23 protein-coding genes are annotated in these 23,235 nt (G+C 72.5%); 12 read left to right on the forward strand and 11 right to left on the reverse strand.

Annotated features, from left to right (window positions below; translation table 11 throughout):
• Positions 1 to 438: 438 nt before the first annotated feature.
• Positions 439 to 1,368 carry a DeoR/GlpR family DNA-binding transcription regulator gene (locus ACIQ9E_RS16540; RefSeq protein WP_403708110.1) on the reverse strand — a complete coding sequence of 310 codons (930 nt, stop codon included), beginning with the start codon at positions 1,366 to 1,368 and terminating at the stop codon, positions 439 to 441.
• Between the two features lie 227 nt (positions 1,369 to 1,595).
• Complete coding sequence (locus tag ACIQ9E_RS16545; RefSeq protein ID WP_403707439.1) at positions 1,596 to 3,035, reverse strand: NAD(P)H-quinone dehydrogenase; 1,440 nt, start codon at positions 3,033 to 3,035, stop codon at positions 1,596 to 1,598.
• A gap of 354 nt (positions 3,036 to 3,389) precedes the next feature.
• Between ACIQ9E_RS16545 and ACIQ9E_RS16550 the strand changes: the two genes are divergently transcribed.
• From ACIQ9E_RS16550 to ACIQ9E_RS16565, 4 genes are all read left to right on the forward strand, one after another.
• Positions 3,390 to 3,827 (forward strand): gamma-glutamylcyclotransferase, encoded by a 438-nt coding sequence (locus ACIQ9E_RS16550; RefSeq protein ID WP_362073199.1) that lies wholly within the window; start codon positions 3,390 to 3,392, stop codon positions 3,825 to 3,827.
• Between the two features lie 178 nt (positions 3,828 to 4,005).
• Complete coding sequence (locus ACIQ9E_RS16555) at positions 4,006 to 4,824, forward strand: purine-nucleoside phosphorylase (protein WP_366259171.1); 819 nt, start codon at positions 4,006 to 4,008, stop codon at positions 4,822 to 4,824.
• 51 nt (positions 4,825 to 4,875) lie between these two features.
• Positions 4,876 to 6,549, forward strand: a complete 1,674-nt coding sequence (locus ACIQ9E_RS16560) for a phospho-sugar mutase (RefSeq protein WP_403707441.1) — start codon at positions 4,876 to 4,878, stop codon at positions 6,547 to 6,549.
• A gap of 185 nt (positions 6,550 to 6,734) precedes the next feature.
• Positions 6,735 to 7,946 carry a hypothetical protein gene (locus ACIQ9E_RS16565; RefSeq protein ID WP_403707443.1) on the forward strand — a complete coding sequence of 404 codons (1,212 nt, stop codon included), beginning with the start codon at positions 6,735 to 6,737 and terminating at the stop codon, positions 7,944 to 7,946.
• Positions 7,947 to 7,965: 19 nt separating this feature from the next.
• Here ACIQ9E_RS16565 and ACIQ9E_RS16570 read toward each other — a convergent pair whose 3' ends face one another.
• Complete coding sequence (locus ACIQ9E_RS16570; RefSeq protein WP_403707445.1) at positions 7,966 to 8,424, reverse strand: winged helix-turn-helix transcriptional regulator; 459 nt, start codon at positions 8,422 to 8,424, stop codon at positions 7,966 to 7,968.
• Between the two features lie 129 nt (positions 8,425 to 8,553).
• Here ACIQ9E_RS16570 and ACIQ9E_RS16575 point away from each other — a divergent pair, with 129 nt between their 5' ends.
• Positions 8,554 to 9,747: an MFS transporter gene (locus ACIQ9E_RS16575; protein WP_403707447.1), complete on the forward strand. Its 1,194-nt coding sequence runs from the start codon at positions 8,554 to 8,556 to the stop codon at positions 9,745 to 9,747.
• Between the two features lie 72 nt (positions 9,748 to 9,819).
• Here ACIQ9E_RS16575 and ACIQ9E_RS16580 read toward each other — a convergent pair whose 3' ends face one another.
• Both ACIQ9E_RS16580 and ACIQ9E_RS16585 read right to left on the reverse strand, forming a co-directional pair.
• Positions 9,820 to 10,449 carry a PH domain-containing protein gene (locus tag ACIQ9E_RS16580; RefSeq protein ID WP_403707449.1) on the reverse strand — a complete coding sequence of 210 codons (630 nt, stop codon included), beginning with the start codon at positions 10,447 to 10,449 and terminating at the stop codon, positions 9,820 to 9,822.
• Complete coding sequence (locus ACIQ9E_RS16585) at positions 10,446 to 11,162, reverse strand: ATP-binding protein (RefSeq protein WP_403707451.1); 717 nt, start codon at positions 11,160 to 11,162, stop codon at positions 10,446 to 10,448. Before ACIQ9E_RS16585 ends, ACIQ9E_RS16580 begins: the two co-directional genes overlap by 4 nt.
• A 125-nt stretch (positions 11,163 to 11,287) precedes the next feature.
• On the opposite strand from ACIQ9E_RS16585, the gene ACIQ9E_RS16590 reads away from it, so the two are divergent.
• A complete protein-coding gene (locus tag ACIQ9E_RS16590; protein WP_403707453.1) occupies positions 11,288 to 11,692 on the forward strand; it encodes a hypothetical protein in 405 nt (134 codons plus the stop codon).
• A 44-nt stretch (positions 11,693 to 11,736) separates the two neighbouring features.
• Here the strand turns inward: ACIQ9E_RS16590 and ACIQ9E_RS16595 are convergent, their stop codons facing one another.
• The 4 genes from ACIQ9E_RS16595 to ACIQ9E_RS16610 form a co-directional block, all read right to left on the reverse strand.
• The gene (locus tag ACIQ9E_RS16595; protein WP_403707455.1) at positions 11,737 to 12,621 is read right to left on the reverse strand and encodes an aldehyde dehydrogenase family protein; all 885 of its coding nucleotides are present in this window, start codon (positions 12,619 to 12,621) and stop codon (positions 11,737 to 11,739) included.
• Positions 12,614 to 14,050, reverse strand: a complete 1,437-nt coding sequence (locus tag ACIQ9E_RS16600) for an aldehyde dehydrogenase family protein (protein ID WP_403707457.1) — start codon at positions 14,048 to 14,050, stop codon at positions 12,614 to 12,616. The genes ACIQ9E_RS16595 and ACIQ9E_RS16600 overlap by 8 nt, the downstream gene beginning before the upstream one ends.
• A 5-nt stretch (positions 14,051 to 14,055) precedes the next feature.
• On the reverse strand, positions 14,056 to 15,003 hold the full coding sequence (gene deoC / locus ACIQ9E_RS16605) for a deoxyribose-phosphate aldolase (RefSeq protein ID WP_403708113.1): 948 nt from the start codon (positions 15,001 to 15,003) through the stop codon (positions 14,056 to 14,058).
• Between the two features lie 271 nt (positions 15,004 to 15,274).
• The gene (locus ACIQ9E_RS16610) at positions 15,275 to 15,985 is read right to left on the reverse strand and encodes a SigE family RNA polymerase sigma factor (RefSeq protein WP_403707459.1); all 711 of its coding nucleotides are present in this window, start codon (positions 15,983 to 15,985) and stop codon (positions 15,275 to 15,277) included.
• Between the two features lie 253 nt (positions 15,986 to 16,238).
• On the opposite strand from ACIQ9E_RS16610, the gene afsQ1 reads away from it, so the two are divergent.
• The 5 genes from afsQ1 (at position 16,239) to ACIQ9E_RS16635 (ending at position 20,354) form a co-directional block, all read left to right on the forward strand.
• Positions 16,239 to 16,916 carry a two-component system response regulator AfsQ1 gene (afsQ1, locus tag ACIQ9E_RS16615; protein WP_006347054.1) on the forward strand — a complete coding sequence of 226 codons (678 nt, stop codon included), beginning with the start codon at positions 16,239 to 16,241 and terminating at the stop codon, positions 16,914 to 16,916.
• Positions 16,917 to 16,941: 25 nt separating this feature from the next.
• Positions 16,942 to 18,513 carry an ATP-binding protein gene (locus tag ACIQ9E_RS16620; protein ID WP_403707461.1) on the forward strand — a complete coding sequence of 524 codons (1,572 nt, stop codon included), beginning with the start codon at positions 16,942 to 16,944 and terminating at the stop codon, positions 18,511 to 18,513.
• The gene (locus ACIQ9E_RS16625; RefSeq protein WP_403707463.1) at positions 18,510 to 19,157 is read left to right on the forward strand and encodes a hypothetical protein; all 648 of its coding nucleotides are present in this window, start codon (positions 18,510 to 18,512) and stop codon (positions 19,155 to 19,157) included. The genes ACIQ9E_RS16620 and ACIQ9E_RS16625 overlap by 4 nt, the downstream gene beginning before the upstream one ends.
• Positions 19,158 to 19,517: 360 nt before the next feature.
• On the forward strand, positions 19,518 to 20,075 hold the full coding sequence (locus ACIQ9E_RS16630) for a VanZ family protein (protein ID WP_403707465.1): 558 nt from the start codon (positions 19,518 to 19,520) through the stop codon (positions 20,073 to 20,075).
• A 75-nt stretch (positions 20,076 to 20,150) separates the two neighbouring features.
• The gene (locus tag ACIQ9E_RS16635) at positions 20,151 to 20,354 is read left to right on the forward strand and encodes a PspC domain-containing protein (protein ID WP_403707467.1); all 204 of its coding nucleotides are present in this window, start codon (positions 20,151 to 20,153) and stop codon (positions 20,352 to 20,354) included.
• Positions 20,355 to 20,449: 95 nt separating this feature from the next.
• Here ACIQ9E_RS16635 and ACIQ9E_RS16640 read toward each other — a convergent pair whose 3' ends face one another.
• On the reverse strand, positions 20,450 to 20,815 hold the full coding sequence (locus ACIQ9E_RS16640) for an ATP-binding protein (protein WP_403707469.1): 366 nt from the start codon (positions 20,813 to 20,815) through the stop codon (positions 20,450 to 20,452).
• Between the two features lie 188 nt (positions 20,816 to 21,003).
• Positions 21,004 to 22,158 (reverse strand): adenosine deaminase, encoded by a 1,155-nt coding sequence (locus ACIQ9E_RS16645; RefSeq protein ID WP_403707471.1) that lies wholly within the window; start codon positions 22,156 to 22,158, stop codon positions 21,004 to 21,006.
• 240 nt (positions 22,159 to 22,398) lie between these two features.
• On the opposite strand from ACIQ9E_RS16645, the gene ACIQ9E_RS16650 reads away from it, so the two are divergent.
• Complete coding sequence (locus tag ACIQ9E_RS16650) at positions 22,399 to 23,085, forward strand: alpha/beta hydrolase (protein WP_403708116.1); 687 nt, start codon at positions 22,399 to 22,401, stop codon at positions 23,083 to 23,085.
• The last annotated feature ends 150 nt before the right edge of the window (positions 23,086 to 23,235 follow it).

A 23,235-nucleotide genomic window follows, 5' to 3' on the forward strand; every position in this document is an offset into this window, starting at 1 on the left:
AGCCCGCACCCGAACCTCCCACCTGGCAGCACTTCGCCCCGCCGGATAACCAGCGGGGCGAAGCCAAGGCCCGAAGAATTCGCCAACAGCGTCGGTTCATGCGACCTGGCGGGCTCTTCCCGTACCGGGGGAAAGGTGGGGGCGTGGCTGGGGCCGTCCCTGTCCCCGGACCGCGGATGGCTTGTCGCGCAGTTCCTCGCGCCCCTGATCTACTTGCCCGAGTCGTTCGTCTGCGGGGCACCGCCTTACGGCGTAAGACAAGACCCGGCGTAAGAACAAGACGCAAGGTCAGCCACACCAGGGGCGCGAGGAACCGCGCGAGCAAGCACCGACGGCGCGCGGTCGGCAACGGGACCGCACCCGGCAGACGCAGCGCCGAACCCCCACGGACCACAACCGCGCCGCACCCGGCAGACGCAGCCCCGAACCCCCAAGGCCCTAACGGCGGCGCAGGTCGGCGACGCGTGCGCTGCGTTCCATTCCCCCGCCCCCGCCCAGCGCATCCCGCTCCAGCGCCGCCGCCGTGAACCTCGTCGGGCCCGCGCCGCCGCGCGTCCTGCGCTGGCCGGGGAGCGGAACATCACGGCGGGGGCCGCGTTCGGTGTCGGTGCCCGCGCCGGACGGCGAGCCCGCGACCGCGATCTGGACGCCCTGGTCCGCCAGCGCCTGAAGCTCCGTCGCGGCGCGTTCGTCGTGCTCGGGCGGTGCGTCCGTGACCAGCCGGGTGATGACGTCCGTCGGCACGGTCTGGAACATGGTGTCGGCACCGAGCTTGCTGTGGTCGGCGAGGACCACGACCTCCGCCGCCGCCTGGACCAGCGCCCGGTCGACGCTGGCGGAGAGCATATTGGACGTGGACAGCCCGCGCTCGGCGGTCAGACCGCTGCCGGAGAGGAACGCCCGGGAGACCCGCAGCCCCTGGAGGGACTGCTCGGCACCGCTGCCGACGAGCGCGTAGTTGGAGCCCCGCAGGGTGCCGCCGGTCATCACGACCTCGACCCGGTTGGCGTGGGCCAGCGACTGGGCCACCAGCAGGGAGTTGGTGACGACGGTCAGCCCCGGTACCCGGGCGAGCCGCCGGGCCAGCTCCTGGGTCGTGGTCCCCGCGCCGACGACGATCGCCTCGCCCTCGCCGACCATGCTCGCGGCGAGATCGGCGATGGCCGTCTTCTCGGCGGTGGCGGAGAGGGACTTCTGCGGGAAGCCGGATTCGCGGGTGAATCCACCCGGCAGTACCGCTCCGCCGTGGCGGCGGTCGAGGAGGCCCTCGGCCTCCAGCGCACGGACGTCCCGGCGGACGGTGACTTCGGAGGTCTGGACGACCCGGGCGAGTTCCCGGAGCGACACGGCTCCGTTGGCCCGCACCATTTCAAGGATCAGTTGGCGACGTTCAGCAGCGAACACAGAACTGACAGTAACGTGCCGCGCCGACGATTTTCAGCTCTATGCACCGATTGCCAAGTATTGCGCTCGCGCTGTGCCGATAAGTGGTATAGGGCGGCCCGCACTTGACCGCCCGCTGGTCGGAAGCTGATCGGCGCCGGGGGCGGAACCGGGCCCCGGAGGGCCCGGCACCTGCCCGTGACGGCGGGCCGTCAGCTCTCGCCCGACACCTTGCGGGTGGCGAGCTGGCGCGCGACCTCGGCGATCGACCCCGACAGCGAGGGGTAGACGGTGAACGCATTTGCGATCTGCTCGACGGTCAGATTGTTGTCGACCGCGATCGAAATCGGGTGGATCAGTTCACTGGCGCGGGGGGCGACGACACAGCCGCCGACCACGATCCCGGTGCCGGGCCGGCAGAAGATCTTGACGAAGCCGTCCCGGATGCCCTGCATCTTCGCCCGGGCGTTGCGCAGCAGCGGCAGCTTGACCACCCGGGCGTCGATCAGCCCGGCGTCGACGTCCGCCTGGGTGTAGCCGACGGTCGCGATCTCGGGGTCGGTGAAGACGTTCGACGAGACGGTCTTCAGGTTCAGCGGCTGCACCGCGTCCCCGAGGAAGTGGTACATCGCAATCCGGCCCTGCATGGCGGCCACGGACGCGAGGGCGAAGACGCCCGTGACGTCGCCGGCCGCGTAGACGCCGGGGGCGCTGGTACGGGAGACCTTGTCGGTCAGGATGTGGCCGGAGTCCTTGAGCCGTACGCCCGCCTCCTCCAGGCCCATGCCCGCGGTGTTGGGGATGGCGCCGACCGCCATGAGGCAGTGCGTACCGGAGATGACCCGGCCGTCGGCGAGGGTCACCTCCACCCGGTCGCCGACGCGTTTGGCGGACTCGGCGCGGGAGCGGGCCATGACGTTCATACCGCGGCGCCGGAAGACGTCCTCCAGGACGGCCGCCGCGTCGGGGTCCTCGCCCGGGAGCACCCGGTCGCGGGAGGAGACCAGGGTGACCCGGGAGCCCAGCGCCTGATAGGCGCCGGCGAACTCGGCGCCGGTGACACCGGAGCCGACGACGATCAGTTCCTCGGGGAGTTCGTCGAGGTCGTAGACCTGGGTCCAGTTGAGGATCCGCTCGCCGTCGGGGAGGGCGTCGGGGATCTCGCGCGGGTGGCCGCCGGTGGCGATCAGCACGGCGTCGGCGGTGAGCCGCTCCTCGCTGCCGTCGGCCGCGGTGACGACGACGGTACGGGAGCCGTCCGCGGCCTGCCGGCCCTCCAGCTTGCCCCGGCCGCGCAGCACCCGGGCGCCCGCGCGGGTGACGGAGGCGGTGATGTCGTGGGACTGGGCGAGCGCGAGGCGCTTCACCCGCCGGTTGACCTTGCCGAGGTCGACGCCGGTAACCCGCGCGGACTGCTCCATGGGCGGGGTGTCGTCGGCGATGATGATGCCGAGTTCCTCGTACGACGAGTCGAAGGTGGTCATCACCTCGGCGGTCGCGATAAGGGTCTTCGAAGGCACGCAGTCGGTCAGGACGGACGCGCCGCCGAGGCCGTCGCAGTCGACGACGGTCACCTCCGCGCCGAGTTGGGCGCCCGCCAGGGCCGCCTCGTATCCGCCGGGTCCGCCGCCGATGATCACGATCCGGGTCACTGGGGTTACGCCTCGCGCTCTCGTTGCTGCCGGGTACGGGTGGGTGGGCCGGTGCGCCTGCCGGGCGGGCCCCGTGGTGCGTCCCGCCGGACTGGAGTACGTACCCCATTGTCCCGCACGCTTCAACCAGCTCCGTGCCCGGGCCACGGGTTGTCCCGCCAGCGCTCCCCCGACTGCCGGAAAGGCCCGGGAACGCCCTGGAAAGGCCCGGCGGCGCGGCGGGGCCGGGGGCCCCGGGCCTCCACGGAACCCCGCCCGGAACCCCGCCCGGACTCCAGTGCGGGAAGCCGTCCGGGAAAACCCGTGCCCGTTCGGAAAAGCGGCCACCCGCGCCCCTCCCGTACCCTCGAACCCATGTCGCTCTACGCCGCGTACGCCGGCAACCTCGACGCGCGGCTGATGACCCGCCGCGCCCCGCACTCCCCGCTGCGCGGTACGGGCTGGCTGAACGGCTGGCGGCTCACGTTCGGCGGCGAGCAGATGGGCTGGGAGGGGGCGCTGGCCACGATCGTGGAGGCCCCGCGGTCCCAGGTCTTCGTTGCGCTCTACGACATCGCCCCGATGGACGAGGACTCGATGGACCGCTGGGAGGGCGTCGGCCTCGACATCTACCGGCGGATGCGGGTGCGGGTGCACACCCTGGACGGCGAGGAGCCGGCCTGGATCTATGTGCTCAACGGCTACGAGGGCGGTCTGCCGTCGGCCCGCTATCTGGGGGAGCTGGCGGATGCCGCGGAGTCGGCGGGCGCGCCGCACGACTATGTGATGGAGCTGCGCAAGCGCCCCTGCTGACGGCCGGGGGGCTGTTCGTCCCCCGTTCGCCGCCGCCCCGGCACCCGTTCGGCACCCGTTCGCCGTCCGTTCGTCGTCCGTTCGTCGGAAACGACAAGACAACGATCCGGGTGTCCGTACCTCCATCATCTACGCGCGTAGGGAATCTGCGGCTACCCTCATTCGCGTGAACGCACATGTGAATCCGGACCTCAACGGCGGTGCCGCCGCCCCCCACGATCTGGCGGACGCCGCCGCCGCGCGGCTGCGCGAGCTGACCGGTGCCGAGTCCCACGACGTGGCCCTCGTGATGGGCTCCGGCTGGGCCCCGGCGGCCGAGGCGCTCGGCGCGCCGGAGGCCGAGTTCCCGGTCACCGAGCTGCCGGGCTTCCCGCCGCCCGCCGTCGAGGGGCACGGCGGCCGGGTCCGCTCGTACCGCATCGGCGACAAGCGCGCCCTCGTCTTCCTCGGCCGTACGCACTACTACGAGGGCCGGGGCGTCGCCGCCGTCGCCCACGGGGTGCGGACCGCGGTCGCCGCGGGCTGCAAGACGGTCGTCCTGACCAACGGCTGCGGCGGGCTCCGCGAGGGCATGCGCCCCGGCCAGCCGGTCCTGATCAGCGACCACATCAACCTCACCGCCACCTCCCCGATCGTCGGCGCGCACTTCGTCGACCTCACCGACCTGTACTCGCCGCGCCTGCGGTCGCTCTGCAAGGAGATCGACCCCTCTCTGGAGGAAGGTGTCTATGTGCAGGTCACCGGCCCGCACTACGAGACCCCCGCCGAGATCCGGATGGTCCGGACGATCGGTGGCGACCTGGTCGGCATGTCGACGGTCCTGGAGGCCATCGCGGCCCGTGAGGCGGGCGCCGAGGTGCTGGGCATCTCCCTGGTCACCAATCTGGCGGCGGGTATGTCGGGCGAGCCCCTCAACCACGAGGAGGTCCTCCAGGCAGGCCGTGACTCGGCGGCCCGGATGGGCGAGCTGCTGACCCGGGTCCTGTCCCGGATCTGAGCCCGACCGATACGACCGACGCGACCGACGCGACGAGAGGCTGATCCGACCGTGCAGCAGGATCTCGACCGGGACCTTGAGGACCTGATCGGGCGGGCCGAGAGGTGGCTCGCCGAGGACCCCGACCCCGACACCCGCGAGGAGCTGGCGAAGCTCGTCGACGGCGTCAGGGAGGGCGGCGACCCGGCCGCCCTCGCGGCGCGTTTCTCCGGCACGCTCCAGTTCGGCACCGCCGGGCTCCGGGGCGAGCTGGGCGCCGGGCCGATGCGGATGAACCGGGCGGTCGTGATCCGCGCGGCCGCCGGTCTCGCCGCGTACCTCCGGGGGCAGGGGCAGGGCGACGGGCTGGTCGTCGTCGGCTACGACGCCCGCTACAAGTCCGCCGACTTCGCCCGGGACACGGCGGCCGTGATGGCCGGGGCGGGCCTGCGGGCCGCCGTCCTGCCGCGGCCGCTGCCGACGCCCGTCCTCGCCTTCGCCGTACGGCAGCTGGGCGCGGTCGCCGGGGTGGAGGTCACGGCCTCGCACAACCCGCCGCGCGACAACGGCTACAAGGTGTACCTGGGCGACGGTTCGCAGATCGTGCCGCCCGCGGACAGCGGGATCGCGGCCGGGATCGACGCGGTGGCGAGCCTGCACGACGTACCGCTCGCGGGCTCCGGCTGGGAGACCCTGGGCGACGAGGTGCTCGCCGCGTATCTGGAGCGTACGGACGCGGTCCTGACGCCCGGCTCGCCGCGCACCGCCCGGACGGTCTACACGGCGATGCACGGCGTGGGCCGGCCGGTGCTGGAGGCGGCGTTCGCGCGGGCGGGCTTCCCCGCCCCCGTACCCGTCGCCGAGCAGGCCGATCCCGACCCGGCGTTCCCGACGGTCGCGTTCCCCAACCCGGAGGAGCCGGGCGCGATGGATCTCTCCTTCGCGGCCGCCCGCCGGGAGCGGCCCGATCTGGTGATCGCCAACGATCCGGACGCCGACCGCTGCGCCGTCGCCGTCCCCCATGAGGGCGACTGGCGGATGCTCCGCGGCGACGAGGTCGGGGCGCTGCTCGCGGCGCATCTGGTCCGCTCCGGCGCGCGCGGCGCCTTCGCCGAGTCGATCGTTTCGTCGTCGCTGCTGGGCCGGATCGCCGAGGCGGCGGGGCTGCCCTACGAGGAGACGCTGACCGGCTTCAAGTGGATCGCCCGGGTGGACGGTCTGCGGTACGGCTACGAGGAGGCCCTCGGCTACTGCGTGGACCCGGAGGGCGTCCGCGACAAGGACGGCATCACCGCCGCGCTGCTGATCACCGAGCTGGCGTCCGTCCTCAAGGAGGAAGGCCGCACCCTCACCGACCTGCTGGACGATCTGGCGGTCGAACACGGGCTGCACGCGACGGACCAGCTTTCGGTCCGGGTGGAGGACCTCGGGGTGATCGCGGACGCGATGGCCCGGCTGCGGACGGCGCCCCCGGCGGAGCTGGCCGGTCTGGCGGTCACCCGGGCGGAGGATCTGGCCGTGGGCAGCGAGGCGCTGCCGCCGACGGACGGGCTCCGCTACCACCTCGACGGCGCCTACCGGGCGCGGGTGATCGTCCGCCCGAGCGGTACGGAGCCGAAGCTGAAGTGCTACCTGGAGGTCGTGGTCCCGGTCGCGGACCACGACAGCCTGGACTCGGCACGGAAGCGGGCGGCGGAGGTGCTGGCGGCGCTGAAGGCGGACTTTGCGACGGCCGCGGGCATCTGACCGGTCAAGGACCCCGTCAAGGACCCCGTAAGGGAACATATTTCGTACAGGAATCACCCGTGCTGCCCCGCACGGGTGATTCCTGTTATGCCGTCGCGGCGGACCGCACCCGGGTCGGCGCGCTCCGGGCAATGGTGGGCCGGTAGCGTCCGCCGGGGCGCGCCGAGCCACCAGGAGCAGTGCCGTTGTCCTCCGCAGCGACCGCGCGCGCGTACGTCCCCGCCTCCCGCCCGCCGCCCGCGCCCGGCCGCGGCCCCGGGCCGGGGGCCCGCGGCGGTCCGGTGCTGCGTTCGGTGCTCCGCTCGCTGCGGGCGGCGGCTCCGGCGCTCGCGGGATATCTGCTGGTACGGCTGGTGGGGCTGGCGTTCCTGGCACAGCTGGCGCACGCCAAGGGGCACGGGGTGTGGCCGACGCTGGCGGCGTCCTGGGACTCCAACTGGTATCTGGGCATCGCGGCGCACGGCTACGCGGACGAGCTGGGCACCGCGGTCAACTCCAACAACCTCGCCTTCTTCCCCCTCTACCCGCTGCTGGTCAAGGGGCTCGCGGCGGTCGCGCCCGGCTCCCCGGCATCGGCGGGACTGCTGCTGGCGGTCGGCTGCTCCTTCGTCGCCGTATGGGGGGTGTACGAGGTCGGGGCACGGCTGCACGGCCATCGGACGGGCACGCTTCTGGCGGTCCTGTGGGGGCTGCTGCCGGTCGCGGCGGTGCAGTGGACGGGCTATACGGAGTCGCTGTTCACGGCCTTGTGCGCCTGGTCGCTGTATGCCGCGCTGACCGACCGCTGGGTCGCCGCCGGGCTGCTCGCCTCCCTTGCGGGCCTCACCCGCCCCACGGGCATCGCCCTGGCGGCGGCGATCACCCTGACGGGCCTGCTGGCGGCCCGCCGCGCCCGGTGCTCACGGGCGTTCGCGGGGGCGCTCCTGGCTCCCGTGGGGTGGCTGGGCTTTGTCGCCTGGGTGGGTGCCCGGGTCGGCCGCCCCGACGGCTACTTCGCGGTCCAGCGGCTCTGGAAGAACGAATGGGACGGCGGCCGGGCGACCCTGCTGGAACTGCGCCAGCAGCTCGTCTACGAGCCCCGCCCCCAGCTGTTCGTGCTGGCGGTCTCGGCCTGCCTGGTGCTGGCGGTGGTGATGTACGCCCTCTCTCTGGCGGACCGTCAGCCTCTGGCGCTGCTGGTCTTCACGGGCGGGATGCTGGTGGTCGTGCTGGGCAGTGCGGGCGTCTACTTCCCCCGCGCCCGCTTCCTCCTCCCGGCCTTCCCGCTGCTGCTGCCCCTGGCGGTCTCCCTGGCCCGCGCGACGCGCGCCCGGCTGGTGGTGGTCCTGGTCTCGGCGGGTCTGCTGTCGACCTGGCTGAGCGCCTACATGCTGCTGATCTGGCCGGGCCCGCCGTAGCCGGTGCTCCGTCTCCCCCTTACCGGGCCTTCCGCACCTCGGTGGTGCCGGCGTCGAGGGGGGTGCCGTCGGCGCCGGCCGGCACCAATTCCGGCACGGGGGTGCCGTGCCGGTCGACCAGGGTGGAGCGGCTCTCGCCAGGGGCGAAGGCATGGCGTTCCCCCCACTGCCGGAGGGTGAGGACGACCGGGAAGAGGTCGCGTCCCGCTTCGGTGAGCACATACTCCTGACGGCGGCCCGAGGGCGCGGTGCGCTGGGTGAGCAGCCCGTGGGCGGTGAGCTTGCGGAGGCGGTCGCTGAGGATATTGCGGGCGATGCCGGTGCGCCGCTGGAACTCGGTGAACGACCGCGCCCCGTCCATCGCGTCACGGACGACGAGCAGGCTCCACCGGTCGCCGACGAGGTCGAGGGTGCGGGCGACGGGGCAGTCGGGGTCGGTCCAGTCGGGGTTCGAGGCACGTGTGCCGTCGGTCGGCATGACACTCCCGTCGGGTCGCGGACGAGCCGCGGCCGAGCCGCGGACGAACCACAGGTCGGTTGCGGATTGAAACCATCATGCCCTACGGTCAATGAGTTGCATTCTGCTACTGATTTGGGGGGTGGGCACATGGACGCATGGCGGCGACTGCTGCTCGCGGTGGTGTGCGGTGTCGCGGTGGCGAGCATCTATGCCGCGCAGCCGGTTCTGGGGCCGATGGGACGCGATCTGGGCGTACCGGCGGAGTTCACCGGGTGGATCGTCGCGACCGGCCAGTTCGGCTATCTCGCCGGGCTGATCCTGCTGGTGCCACTGGGCGATACGACCGACCGGCGGCGGCTGATCGCCGTACATCTGGCGGTCACCGCGGCGGGCCTGGCCCTGACGGCCGCGGCGCCCGGCGCCCGCACGGCGTTCGCGGGGCTCGCGACGGCCGGGCTGTTCGCGGTCGTCGTCCAGACCACGGTGGCGTACGCCGCCTCGGTCTCACCGCCCGCCGAACGCGGACGGAACATCGGCGTCGTCACCTCGGGCGTGGTGGTCGGCATCCTGGGCGCCCGGTTCGTGACCGGCGGGCTCGCCGAGGCCTGGGGCTGGCGGAGCGTCTACGCCGTACTGGCGGCCCTGTCGCTCGGGCTCGCCGCCCTCGTCCTCGCCGTACTGCCGCCGGAGGAGCGCCCCGGACGGCCCACGGGATACGTCCGGGCCGTCGCCTCACTGGGCGGACTGTTCCGGGAGCGCGTCTTCCTGAGCCGCGGGCTCATCGCGTTCTTCCTGTTCGCGTCGTTCGGCACCCTGTGGAGCGGGCTGTCCCTGCCGCTGACGGACGCGCCGTGGCGGCTGGGCGAGAGCGGGATCGGGCTGTTCGGCCTGGCCGGTCTCGTCGGCGCACTCGGCGCGGCACGCGCGGGACGGTGGGCGGACGCGGGCCGGGCGGCGCCGGTCACCGGGCTCGCGCTCGCCCTGCTCGTCCTCTCCTGGGCGGCGATCGCGCAACTGCCGTGGTCGCTGTGGCTCCTGGTCGCCGGGGTCGTGCTCCTCGACTTCGCGGTCCAGGCCGTGCATGTGAGCAACCAGCATCTGCTGACGGCCGCGCATCCGGACCGCCTCAGCGGCGTCATCGGCGGCTACATGGTCTTCTACGCACTCGGTTCCGCCCTCGGCGCGGCTGCGACCACCGCGGTCTTCACCGCCCACGGCTGGCCGGGCTCCAGCCTCCTCGGCGCCGGATTCGCGGCCTGCGCGCTGGCCGTCTGGGCGGCCGACCGGGGGCGGGCCGGCGTCCGGAAGCCCCACCGCCACGCCCAGCCGGAGGGCGCCTGAGAAGCAGCACGGGAAAAGGCACGGTCCCCGCCCGGAGGACCGGACGGGGACCTCGCCGTACAGGTGGGAGAGCTACCGCACCGCGAACAGGACGACCAGCATCACCGCGCCCGCCGCCAGCGGGAGGAGCAGCTCGTAGGCCCAGGTCACCGAGGTCTCGCCCTGGGCGGTCGGCGCGGCACCGCGGGCGGTGACGAAATCGCGGAGTTCCGCGACCGTGCGGTCGGCCTGGGCGGGAGTGACCGGGTTGGCCGGGTCCACCGAGCGTCCGCGGCTCAGATCGCGGTCGCGCTTCTCCTGCTGGCGGGTGGCGCGCTTGCGCTGGCGCAGCGAGACCGGCACCGCCCACATCGGGTACTTGGTGCCGTCCTTGGTGACGATCTCCGTGGAGTACGAGGAGCGGACCCCCTCCACCTGCCCCCACGGCGCGTTGACCGTCCGGAACGGGTTCCGGATCCGGATCCGGTCGTCGTTGACGAAGACCGCGGGGCGCAGTGTGAAGGCGACGACCACCGGGACGATGACGAGGACGACCGCGATGGCGAAGAGCGGTGTCAGCCCGGAGCCCCGGATCACGGCGTCGACGCCCAGCCAGCCCGTCAGCGCCAGCAGCAGCACCCCGCCGGCCAGGCCCGCGGGCGACCGGAAGACGCGGTCGGCGTAGGTCGGCTCGGCGGGCGTCGGAGTCTCGGACTTGCTCATACGTCCGATTCTGCCGTACGAGGGGTGAGGGCGGCGCCCGCGGGCGGCGGAACCGGCGCACCGGCCTTTCCGGCGGGGCCCGCCGCCGGGCGGTGGCGGCCCGCGGCGGCCGCGGCGACCCGCCCGAGGGCCTCGTCCCGGCCGCAGGGGTGGGCGCCGAGCCCCGACTGGCGGCTGACGATGCCCCGCTCGGCGCGCATCAGCCGCCAGCCCCGCCGCAGCAGGAACGGCACCGACTTCCGGCCCTCGCGAAGATCGCGCAGCAGCCGGCGGCGGAAGGTCGTGGAGGGGCGCCCGCGCAGGCAGATCGCGTCCGCGAGCAGGCCGAGGTCCTGGCAGCGGGCCACGATATCCGCCGCGAAGATGCCCTCCGCGAGGAACAGGGGCGTCCGGCCCACGGAGAAGGCGTCCTGCCCGACCCGGGCGCTGATGGAGATGTCGTAGACGGGTACGGCCGTCCGCCCCGTCCGGCACAGCTCCCGGATGGCGGCCACCGCCGCGTCCGCGTCCCACGACCGGGGCGAGTCCCAGTCGATGTCGTCGCTGCCCTCGACGAGCGGGAGGGTGGGGTCGTCGCCGTCCTTGTAGAAGTCGTCGAGACGGAGGACCGGCAGTCCGGTCCGGGCGGCCAGGGACGACTTACCGGAGCCGGAAGGGCCCGCGAGCAGCAGGACCCGGGTGGTCGGCGAGGGTTGGGCGGGGATGGCAGTCACGGAACACCAGTGTGAAGCATTGCCCCGGGAAGGGGACCCACGGGGCGGGCGGTGGAACCGGAATCACACCTTCAAATACGCTGTGTGCTGATACCGTCACCCAAGGCGATCGCAGGCAGGAATCCATGACATCCCAGACCCCCCACTCGACCACCTCCCGGCGCCTCGCCGTGAGCGCCGGGCTGACCGTCGCCGCATTCGCAGCCGCGCTCGGCACGGGCAGCGCCGCCCAGGCGGCCCCGGTGACCCTTCCCGTCGGCGGCGAGGCGCTCGGCAGCGCCCTGTCCGGACCCGGCGCCGGGGTCACCGACGCGCTCACCAACTCCGTCCAGGGCATCGCCTATCTGAAAGAGCACCAGCTCAACCCGCTGGCGGGCACGGGCACCGACCCGCTGGCGAACGGGGTCGCCACCCAGATCGCCGACTTCAAGCCGATCGGTACGGATCTGGTCACCGGGCCGCTGGCCGACGGCGCCGCACTCCAGGACCTGCCCATCGTCGGCAAGCTGGTCAAGGTCCTGCCGCTCTGAACCACACGGGCAGGGCCCCGGCTGGTGCCGGGGCCCTGCCCGGCTCAGTACGCGGAGCCCGAGGCGCCCAGCGAACCCGTCGGGTGCCAGACCGTCTTGGTCTCCAGGAAGGCCGTGAGCCGGCCCGTGCCCGGGTCGGCCGTGAAATCGGCCGGACCGGGCCTGAACACCCGCTTCATATTGTCCGCGGCCGCGATCTCCAGCTCCTTCGCGAGCGCCGCGTCCGCGCCGGTCAGGTCGATGGCGTTGACGTCCTGATGGGCGGCGAGGGGCGCCGCCAGCTCCGCCGTACGGCCCGAGAGGATATTGACCACGCCGCCCGGCAGATCCGAAGTGGCGAGCACCTCGCCGAGGGAGAGCGCGGGCAGCGGGGCCTTCTCACTCGCCACCACGACCGCGGTATTGCCGGTGGCGATCACGGGCGCGATCACGGACACCAGCCCGAGGAACGACGACTCCTGCGGGGCGACGACCGCGACCACACCGGTCGGCTCCGGGGTGGAGAGGTTGAAGAAGGGGCCCGCGACCGGGTTCGCCCCGCCCACCACCTGGGCGATCTTGTCGGTCCAGCCCGCGTACCAGACCCAGCGGTCGACCGCCGCGTCGACGACGGCCGCCGCCTTGGACTTCGACAGGCCCTCCGCCTCCGCGACCTCGCGGACGTACTGCTCCCGGCGGCCCTCCAGCATCTCCGCGACCCGGTAGAGGATCTGGCCGCGGTTGTACGCGGTGGCTCCCGACCAGCCGCCGAACGCCTTGCGCGCGGCGACGACCGCGTCCCGGGCGTCCTTGCGGGAGGAGAGCGGGGCGTTCGCCAGCCACTTGCCCTTTGCGTCGGTCACCTCGTACACCCGGCCGCTCTCGGAGCGGGGGAACTTGCCCCCGACGTACAGCTTGTAGGTCTTGAAAACGCTCAGACGGTCAGACATCGAGGTAAGCCTCCAGGCCGTGGCGACCGCCCTCGCGGCCGAAGCCCGACTCCTTGTAGCCGCCGAAGGGCGAGGTCGGGTCGAACTTGTTGAAGGTGTTGGCCCAGACGACCCCGGCCCGGAGCTTGTTCGCGACCGCCAGGATCCGCGACCCCTTCTCCGTCCAGATCCCCGCCGACAGGCCGTACTGGCTGTTGTTGGCCTTGGCGACGGCCTCGTCGGGGGTACGGAACGTCAGCACCGACAGCACCGGGCCGAAGATCTCGTCCCGGGCCACGGTGTGCGCCTGGGTGACCCCGGTGAACAGGGTCGGGGCGAACCAGTAGCCGGACGCGGGCAGCTCGCAGGGCGCGCTCCAGCGTTCCGCGCCCTCCGCCTCGCCGGTCCGGGCCAGCGCGGTGATCCGGGCGAGCTGCTCCGCCGAGTTGATCGCGCCGATGTCGGTGTTCTTGTCCAGCGGGTCGCCGAGGCGGAGCGTGGCCAGCCGCCGCTTCAGGGAGTCCAGCAGCTCCTCCTGAATCGACTCCTGCACCAGCAGCCGGGATCCGGCGCAGCAGACCTGGCCCTGGTTGAAGAAGATGCCGTTGACGATGCCCTCGACGGCCTGGTCGATCGGGGCGTCGTCGAAGACGATGTTGGCGCCCTTGCCGCCCAGCTCCAGCGTGAGCTTCTTCTCCGTCCCGGCGAGCCGGCGGGCGATCGCCTTGCCGACGGCGGTCGAACCGGTGAACGCGACCTTGGCGATGCCCGGGTGGTCCACCAGCGCGGCCCCGGTACGGCCGTCGCCCGTCACGATGTTGACGACGCCCTTCGGCAGCCCGGCCTGCCGGCAGATGTCCGCGAAGAACAGCGCCGAGAGCGGGGTGGTCTCGGCCGGCTTCAGGACGACCGTATTGCCGGTGGCCAGCGCCGGGGCGATCTTCCACGCCAGCATCAGCAGCGGGAAGTTCCACGGGATGACCTGGCCCGCGACGCCCAGCGGCCGCGGGTCGGGGCCGAAGCCCGCGTGGCCGAGCTTGTCCGCCCAGCCCGCGTAGTAGAAGAAGTGCGCGGCGACCAGCGGCAGATCGGCGTCCCGGGTCTCCCGGATCGGCTTTCCGTTGTCCAGGGTCTCCAGGACCGCCAGCTCACGGCTGCGCTCCTGGATGATCCGGGCGATCCGGAAGAGGTACTTGCCGCGCTCCGCGCCCGGCAGCGCCGACCACTTCTCGAACGCCTTGCGGGCGGCGCGCACCGCGCGGTCGACGTCCTCCTCATTGGCCTGGACGTACTCGGCGAGCACCTCCTCCGTCGCCGGAGAGAGGGTCTTGTTGCGGTCCTCGCCCGAGCCTTCGGTGAACTCGCCGTCGATGAACAGGCCGTACGAGGGGGCGATATCGACGATCGACCGGGACTCGGGAGCCGGTGCGTAGCTGAAGGGGTTCGTCATCGGGCTCAGTCCACCGTTACGTAGTCGGGGCCGGAGTAGCGGCCGGTCGCCAGCTTCTGGCGCTGCATCAGCAGATCGTTGAGCAGGCTGGAGGCACCGAAGCGGAACCAGTGCGGGTCCAGCCAGTCCGGTCCCGCGGTCTCGTTGACCAGGACCAGGAACTTGACCGCGTCCTTGGTGGTGCGGATGCCGCCCGCGGGCTTCACCCCGATCTGCACACCGGTCTGCTCGCGGAAGTCGCGGACCGCCTCCAGCATCAGGAGGGTGTTCGCCGGGGTGGCGTTGACCGCGACCTTGCCCGTCGAGGTTTTGATGAAGTCGGCGCCCGCGAGCATCCCCAGCCAGGAGGCGCGGCGGATGTTGTCGTACGTCGACAGCTCACCGGTCTCGAAGATCACCTTCAGCCGGGCCGGGCCCGAGGCCTCCCGGACCGCGACGATCTCCTCGAAGACCTTCAGATACCGGCCGGAGAGGAACGCGCCCCGGTCGATGACCATATCGATCTCGTCCGCCCCGGCGGCGACGGCGTCCCGGGTGTCCGCGAGCTTCACTTCGAGGGCGGCACGGCCCGCGGGGAAGGCCGTGGCGACGGAGGCGACCTTGACGTCGGCACCGTTCAGCGCGGCCTTGGCGGTGGCCACCATGTCCGGATAGACGCAGACGGCGGCGGTCGCGGGGGTCCCGCGGTCCGTCGGGTCGGGACGGACGGCCTTGGCGGCCAGCGCCCGGACCTTGCCCGGGGTGTCCGCGCCTTCCAGGGTCGTCAGGTCGATCATGGAGATGGCCAGGTCGATGGCGTACGCCTTGGCCGTCGTCTTGATGGACCGGGTCCCGAGCGCGGCGGCGCGCGCTTCGAGCCCGACGGGGTCGACTCCGGGCAGCCCGTGCAGGAACCTGCGGAGCGCCTGGTCGGACGCGGTGACGTCGGCGAGGGCGGGATGGATACGGGGCATGGTCACCACCAGAGCATATCTACGCGCGTAGCGACCTGTACAGGGGTGGCCCGGCCGGTCTTCCCCGGTCCGGGGGCGCCGGAACGCGCGAACGGGACCGGACAAGACCCCCCGGCCTGTCCGATCCCGTTGCTCCGGGGCTCTTCACGACGCCCCGCTCTCCCCCGTGGTACCCCCGTACCCCGTATCTCCGCAGAGCCCCCCGGCTCCGCGGCCCCCCGGCACCGCCGCGTCCCCCGACCCGGCGGCCCCCCCTCGTTCCCCCGTGCCTTCAGGCCACCAGCTCGCCGAAGGACTCTTCCTCGTCACGGCCGAAGCTCAGCGCCTGGTCTTCGCGCAGCCGCCGCAGCGACCGCCAGATGCTGGACTTCACCGTGCCGACACTGATGTCCAGGATGTCTGCGATCTCCGGGTCGGTGCGGCCCTCGTAGTAGCGGAGGACCAGCATCGTGCGCTGGAGTTCGGGGAGCCTGGCCAGCGCCTGCCAGAGCACGGCCCGCAGCTCGGTGCCCCGCATCGCGTCGGTGTCGCTCGCCGTCTCCGGCAGCTCCTCCGTGGGGTACTCGTTGAGCTTGCGCCGGCGCCAGGCGCTGATGTGGAGATTGGTCATGGTGCGGCGGAGGTAGCCCCCGACCGCGGCCTTGTCGCTGATCCGGTCCCACGCCCGGTAGGTGGAGAACAGCGCGCTCTGGAGCAGGTCCTCCGCCTCGAAGCGGTCACCGGTCAGGTGGTAGGCGGTGGCGTAGAGGGAGGAGCGGCGCTCCTGTACGTACGCCGTGAACTCGGCCTCCGACAGGGAGGGGCCGCTCGCCGCGGGCGCGGTGTCCCCCACGACCGTCATATACGACGGCTTGTGCTGCCGTCCGGCGCCGCGAACACACCCCCGTCCGTTCACCGCGCCGGTCTTCTCACCGCTCCGGATCACGACGTCGTGCAGGCGCGTCGTGACTGCGCTGGCGGTGCTTCCGTGCAGTGCCGTCATCTCGCGCCCCCCGTCGATATGGAGTCAGTGTTCCGTTCGCTGATCGGGCTTCCGTCCGATGGGCACAAGCTTGCCCAGGCGACTTCATCAGGGTGTCCGTCGACTGTCACAGGCCTGTCACAGGGGTTACGGGGGCGCCGACGGCGCGTCCGAGGGCGTACGGAGGCCCGGACGGGAGCAGGGGCGCGGGTCCGGAAGCGGGGGCGTACGGTGCCGGTCGAACTCCGGGACCGCCATGGGCCAGAATGGCCCGGTGCCTTTCCTGTTGCTGATCGAGGACGACGACGCCATCCGCACGGCCCTCGAACTCTCCCTGACGCGCCAGGGCCACCGTGTGGCCACCGCGGCGACGGGCGAGGACGGCCTGAAACTGCTCCGTGAGCAGCGGCCCGATCTGATCGTGCTGGATGTGATGCTGCCCGGGATCGACGGCTTCGAGGTGTGCCGCCGTATCCGCCGCACCGACCAGTTGCCCATCATCCTGCTCACCGCGCGCAGCGACGATATCGACGTGGTGGTCGGACTGGAGTCAGGAGCCGACGACTATGTGGTGAAGCCGGTCCAGGGCCGGGTGCTGGACGCCCGGATCCGGGCGGTGCTGCGGCGCGGAGAGCGGGAGTCGACGGACTCCGCGACCTTCGGGTCGCTGGTGATCGACCGCTCCGCGATGACCGTGACCAAGAACGGTCAGGACCTCCAGCTCACCCCCACGGAACTGCGGCTCCTCCTGGAACTGAGCCGGCGGCCGGGGCAGGCCCTCTCCCGGCAGCAGCTGCTGCGGCTGGTGTGGGAGCACGACTATCTCGGGGACTCCCGGCTGGTCGACGCCTGTGTGCAGCGGCTGCGGGCGAAGGTGGAGGACGTACCGTCCTCGCCGACGCTGATCCGTACCGTCCGGGGCGTCGGCTACCGGCTGGACGCCCCGCAGTGACGCCGGTGAGCGGGGGTACCGCGCGGTGACCGGTGCCGCGAAGCGTGCGATAGTCGCCGGTCTGCGCTGGACCAGTCTGCGGTTGCGCCTGGTCGTCGTCTTCGCCGTGGTCGCCCTGACCGCGGCGGTTTCGGCGTCGGGCATCGCGTACTGGCTCAACCGCGAGGCCGTACTGAGCCGTACGCAGAACTCCACGATCGACGACTTCCGGGCACAGCTCCAGAGCCGGGCGGCCTCCCTGCCGCTCCACGCCGGCCAGCCCGATCTGCGGCGCACCGCCGAGCAGATGAGCCAGGGCAAGGCCGGCTACAGCGTGCTGCTGGTCTCCGGGGGCGACGGCGACCCGGTGCTGGTGGGCGCCTCCGATCCGGGCGTCTTCGCCTACGAGGACGTACCCGAACGGCTGCGGGAGCAGGTCAACAAGCGTCAGACGACGAGCGGCAGCACCACCCAGTACCACCTGTACTGGCAGCGGATCGTCCACGAGGGCAAGCCGTATCTGGTCGGCGGCAGCCGGATCGCCAACGGCGGGCCGACGGGCTACATGCTGAAATCCCTCGAATCGGAGAGCAAGGACCTCAACACCCTGGCCTGGTCGCTGGGGATCGCCACCGCACTCGCACTCGTGGGCTCCGCACTGCTGGCGCAGGCCGCGGCGACGACGGTGCTCAAGCCGGTACGGCGCCTCGGCGACGCGGCGCGCAGGCTCGGCGAGGGCAAACTGGACACCCGGCTCGAAGTATCGGGCTCGGACGAGCTGGCCGAACTCGCCCGGACGTTCAACAAGACCGCGGAATCGCTGGAGAAGAAAGTCGCGGACATGAGCGCGCGGGACGAGTCGAGCCGGCGGTTCGTCGCCGATATGTCCCATGAACTGCGCACCCCGCTGACCGCGCTGACCGCCGTCACCGAGGTGCTGGAGGACGAGGTCGACAGCCTCGACCCGATGATCGCGCCCGCCGTGAACCTGGTCGTCAGCGAGACCCGGCGGCTCGGCGACCTCGTGGAGAACCTCATGGAGGTGACCCGCTTCGACGCCGGTACGGTCAAGGTCGTCCTCGATCTGGTCGATGTGGCCGACCAGGTCACGGCCTGCATCGACGCCCGCGCCTGGCTGGACGCCGTCGAACTCGACGCCGAGCGCGGGATCATGGCCCGGCTCGACCCGCGGCGGCTCGACGTCATCCTCGCGAACCTCATCGGCAACGCCCTCAAACACGGCGGATCGCCCGTCCGGGTCGCCATCCGCACCGTCGACCCCGGGTCCGGGGCGGAAGTCCCCGACGGCACCGGCGCGGAACTCGTCTTCGAGGTCCGCGACCACGGGCCCGGTATCCCCGAGGACGTCCTGCCGCACGTCTTCGACCGCTTCTACAAGGCGAGCGCGTCCCGGCCGAGATCCGAAGGGAGCGGGCTCGGGCTGTCCATCGCCGTCGAGAACGCGCATATCCACGGCGGCACGATCACCGCGGCGAACTCGCCGGACGGCGACGGCGCGGTGTTCGTGCTGCGGCTGCCGAGGGATGCGTCGGAGACGACGGGCGCCGCGCCGGAGCGCGCGGACGGTACGGACACGGGAGAGGACGGCGGACGGTGACGCGTACGGGTACCCGGCGGGGCACCACCGCCCTCCTCGCCGCCATGACGGTCGCGCTGCTGCTCGGCGGCTGCGGGATCCGGCCCACCCAGGTGCCGGTGGACGGGGGGCCGGCCCCCTCCCGGATGCCGTGCGCCGTCACCGGCGAAGGCAGCTCGCAGACCCGGCCGCAGTCCGTGCCGGTGCGGATCTACCTGGTCTGCGCCTCCCAGCTGGTCGCCGTCGACCGGACCGCGGAACTGCCCACGGCGAGAAGTTCGGACAGCGGGCTCCAGGTGGCGCGCGCGCTGGTGGCGGAGTTGCAGAAGGAACCGTCGCAGGCCGAACGGGATGCGGGTTTCCAGACCTTCGTCCGGCCGCAGGTCACGGTCTCCGCGCCGCGGGACGGCGACCCCGAGGGCACGTACCGGCTGAACCGTCTGCCGGAGGATCTGCCTCCGGAGGCGCTGTCGCAGCTCGTGTGCACCCTGGCGGAGAGCCGGGCGGCGGCGGGGAACGGCGGGGTGGTCCTGGGCGGGCCGGGCGGGTACGCGCCGCGGGTGTACGACTGCGCGGCGACGACGAAGTCCCACCCGAAGACCCCGGCCCCGGGCCGGGTCCCGGAGTCGCCTCACGCGGGGTCGCCTCCCGCTGAGGGGCGCTGAGTCCCCGGGCCCCGGCCCGGGGTGGGCGTTGCCCGCGGGGTGCGGGCGGCTCCTGCGCCTCAAACTCCCCCAAAGCTGCCTTTGGGGGTACCCCCAGCGGGGGCGACCCTGCACCCCCCTCCCACGTGATCCCAGCATGATCAGGCCGCGAACCCTCTGGTGAAGTCGCGCGTCACGGGGGGGGTTTTAGGGGCGCTGGGGGTCCCCCCATTGCCGAAGGCATAGGGGGCGGAACTGCGCGACCAGCCACACGCCGCCCGCGGCCGGGCACGCAACCGAAACCAACAACGGCGCACCCCGCACCCCGAGGCCCCCCCTTGGCGGGGAACCGTTGCGCGGGGTGTGCGCGTCTTGGGAGGTGTGGAGCGTCAAGGTAGCGCCGGGGTTCGCGTTCGTGTCGCAGGAGGCATCCTCCTCGTCGCGCATTTGCTGATCGTCGGCTGGCTGGCTCTGCGCCCGCTCGACGTGCCCTTCGTCGCCGCCGCGAACCTGGACGTGTTCGCCGGGATCAGGGCGGATCTGGAGCTGGGCGCTGCCGAGGCCACCCGCCGGATCGGCGGCGGTCTGCTGCTGCTCGCGCCGCTGGGCGTGCTGCTCCCGATGGCGGGCGGCAGCATCACCGCATCGACCCTGGGGTCGCTGATCCGTACCGTCACCGCGGGGGCGCTGATCTCGCTGGGCATCGAGCTGCTCCAGACGGGGGTTGCGGGCCGGGTGATGGACGTGGACTCGCTGCTGCTGAACACCGCGGGAGTGGCGCTGGCGCATCTGCTGGTGGTTCCGGCGTGCCGGGCCGGGCTGCGGCGCCGGCGGGAGCGGGCGGCGGCCCGGCGGCCGGCCGTCGGGGCTCCGGTACCTGTGGAGGAGGCCCAGCAGGGGGCGACCCCGAAGATTCCCAGGGTCGGGATCGCCCCGTAGAGCGACGCTTTGTCCCTGTTGCCGGGTGACGATGGTGAGCAGAAGGAACGTTCTCCGGCTGTGAAGGAGCCCACCATGTCCGCACTGGTCCGCCCGCGAGAGGGCCGCATGATCGGCGGGGTGTGCGCGGGGCTGGCCCGGCGCTTCGGTACCTCGGCGACGACCATGCGGGTGATCTTCGTGGCGTCGTGTCTGCTGCCCGGCCCCCAGATCCTGGTCTATCTGGCGCTCTGGCTGTTCCTGCCGGGTTCGAAGGCGTCGGCCACCACCTCCTGGTGACAAACCTCAGGGGCGCACCTCCGCCGTGGCGGAAGGTGCGCCCCTGTTGCCGCGCCGTACGAGGGGGAAGAGGCGGGCGGAGGGTGGCGGTCCGGTCAGCTGAGGCCGGGGAGGCCGCCGCCGGGCAGGGCCTTGCCGATCGGCAGACCGCCGAGGAGGCCGGAGAGCGGGTCGCCGCCGACGATGTCCCCGGCGAGGACCCGCTGGCCCGCGCCCTGGAGGGTGCCGGGGAGGGTGCTCGCGCTCTCGGTGAGGGCGCCCTGGGCGCCGCTGAGGGACTCGGGCGCCCCGGTCGGCAGCTTGGTGAGGGCCTCCTGGACCGGCAGGGTGCCGGTGATGCTGTCGAGGGAGGTCGCCGAGTCGGACAGTGCGGGCTGCGCGGAGGCGGTGCCCGCGGCGGCCGCGGCGAAGGCGACGCCGAGCGCGGCGGCACCGAGGGTCTTGACGGCGGACTGCTTCATTGGGGTGTCCTCGCGATGGATGTACGGGGATGTGCGGCCGGCCGGGTGGGGCCGGGCGGTTGGGCCCGGTCGTTCCGGTCGTTCCGCACGCCGACGAGAACGAGCGGCTCCGCGGCCTGGTTATGCCGTGCGGCGAGTGGCGGGCACCCTGTCGGCGGTCGGGTCCGGCCGCCGGGTCCGAGGCCGGGTCAGTCGGTGCCGGGGGCGGATTCGCTGGTCGTGGCGGTCTGCCGGAACAGCCATTCGGATTTCAGCTCGGCGTAGCCGGGCTTGATGACGTCGTTGATCATCGCCAGGCGTTCATCGAAAGGGATGAACGCGGACTTCATCGCGTTGACGGTGAACCACTGGAGATCGTCGAGCGTGTATCCGAATGCCTCGGTCAGCAGCTCGAATTCGCGGCTCAGGCTGGTGCCGGACATCAGCCGGTTGTCCGTATTGACGGTGGTGCGGAATTGAAGTCGGCGGAGCAGTCCGATGGGGTGCTCGGCGTAGGAGGCCGCGGCGCCGGTCTGGAGGTTGGAGGAGGGGCAGAGTTCGAGCGGGATCCGCTTGTCGCGGACGTACGCGGCGAGCCTGCCGAGCTGGACCGTGCCGTCGGCCTCGACCTTGATGTCGTCGATGATGCGTACGCCGTGGCCGAGCCGGTCGGCGCCGCACCACTGGAGGGCCTGCCAGATCGACGGCAGTCCGAAGCCCTCTCCGGCGTGGATGGTGAAGTGGTTGTTCTCTCGCTTGAGGTATTCGAAGGCGTCGAGGTGGCGGGTGGGGGGATAGCCGGCCTCGGCGCCCGCGATGTCGAAGCCGACGACGCCGTGGTCGCGGTAGCGGTTGGCGAGTTCGGCGATCTCCAGGGCGCGGGCGGCGTGCCGCATGGCGGTGAGCAGGGCGCCGACCCGGATCCGCCGTCCGGCGGCGCGGGCGGTCCGCTCGCCCTGGCGGAAGCCTTCGTTGACGGCTTCGACGACCTCTTCGAGGCTGAGCCCGGCTTCCAGGTGCTGTTCGGGGGCGTAGCGCACCTCCGCATAGACGATGCCGTCCTCGGCGAGGTCCTCGGCGCATTCGGCGGCCACGCGGACCAGGGCGTCCCGGGTCTGCATGACGGCGCAGGTATGGGCGAAGGTCTCCAGATAGCGTTCCAGGGAGCCGGAGTCCGCGGCCTCGTGGAACCAGGTGCCGAGCTTGTCGGGCTCGGATTCGGGGAGCTGCGTGTAGCCGGTCTCCCGGGCGATGTCGATGATCGTGCCGGGACGCAGCCCGCCGTCGAGGTGGTCGTGGAGGAGCACCTTCGGAGCGCGGCGGATCTGGTCCGCGGTGGGCGTGGTAAGGGGCTGGCTCGTCATCCAGGCACTGTACGGCCTGATGTCCTACGCGCGTAGAGGCCTGCGGGCCGATATGTAACAGTGATCGCGCGGACGGGTGGCGTACACCTGGGCTTCTGAGACTGTTCTGCCGTGACACACCACGCACAGCCCCTCCAGCGGGGGCTCACGGGCGGCCGTGAATCGGCCGCGGCGAGGCGGACGGCGCGGCTCGGCCGGGCGTACGGGGGACGGCGGGCCGTCCCCCCGACGGTCGGCGGGGTGGCGCTGGTCCTGCCCGACGGCGTTCCGGAGTCCGAGCGCGGCCACTCGCCGTGGGCGCGGCTGTCGACGCTGCCGCTGGGCCGGGCGCTGGCCGGGGCGGGCCGGGCGGAGGGGCTGCTGGTGCTGCCGGTGCGCTACGGCTGCCGGGGCTGGAACGGTGACCGGGCGGGGCTGGCGGTGGACGCGGCCCAGGCGGCGGACGAGGTGGTACGGGAGTACGGGGACGTACCGGTGTGCCTGGTGGGGCACGGGCTCGGGGGGCGGGCGGCGCTGCGGGCGGCGGGGCACTCCGCGGTCTCCTCGGTGCTGGCGATGGCACCGTGGCTGCCGGTTGCGGAATCCTGCGCGACGCCGGAGCCCGAGCCGGTGAAGCAGTTGGTGGGGCGGCGGGTGATGATCGTGCACGGGACGAACGACGAGCGGTCGTGCCCTGATCTGTCGTACCGGCTCGCCGAGCGGGCGAAGAAGGTGAACCGGGACATATGCCGGTTCGAGGTGCATACGGACGGGCATGCGCTGCGGCAGCACCATGCGGAGGTGCTGGCGCTGGCGGTGGACTTCGTGATCGGGTCGCTGTTCCCGCAGCCGTACTCGCGCCCGGTCGCGGACGCGCTGGCGGCTCCGCCGCCGCTGGGCCTGCGGATGCCGCTGGCGGCGGGCTTCGGCAAATCGCTGCGACCGTAGCCTCCGGCGGCGGAGGGGGTACGGGCCTCGGGCCCACGGCCCCCGTGTGTGCGGCACGCCGTGCCGGGGCGCCGTGCCGTGCCGGGGCGCCGGGGACTCCGGGGACGGTCGCGTCTGCCGGGGTCGGCCTCGGGTCGGGCCGCGGGCCGC

Source organism: Streptomyces sp. NPDC094448, assembly GCF_044763775.1.
Taxonomy (GTDB): domain Bacteria; phylum Actinomycetota; class Actinomycetes; order Streptomycetales; family Streptomycetaceae; genus Streptomyces.